Source organism: Pseudomonas sp. NY11955 (assembly GCF_048068035.1).
Lineage (GTDB): Bacteria > Pseudomonadota > Gammaproteobacteria > Pseudomonadales > Pseudomonadaceae > Aquipseudomonas.
In genome coordinates this window covers 1-327 of sequence record NZ_JBLUPS010000061.1, presented here as the reverse complement: position 1 = coordinate 327, position 327 = coordinate 1, and the positions used below count along the sequence as shown (strand labels likewise).

General features: G+C 52.6%; 1 rRNA gene. It reads left to right on the top strand.

Annotated features, from left to right (window positions below):
• Positions 1-198: ribosomal RNA gene (locus tag ACNFBR_RS29290) — 16S ribosomal RNA — on the top strand; the annotation flags it as partial.
• Positions 199-327 lie beyond the last annotated feature (129 nt).

Sequence of the window (327 nt, the reverse complement as noted above, 5' to 3'; positions counted from 1 at the left end):
TAGTAATCGCGAATCAGAATGTCGCGGTGAATACGTTCCCGGGCCTTGTACACACCGCCCGTCACACCATGGGAGTGGGTTGCACCAGAAGTAGCTAGTCTAACCTTCGGGGGGACGGTTACCACGGTGTGATTCATGACTGGGGTGAAGTCGTAACAAGGTAGCCGTAGGGGAACCTGCGGCTGGATCACCTCCTTAATCGACGACATCAGCCTACTGATGAGCTCCCACACGAATTGCTTGATTCATTGTAAAAGACGATGCTGTAACGCAACCCTGTTATAGGTCTGTAGCTCAGTTGGTTAGAGCGCACCCCTGATAAGGGTG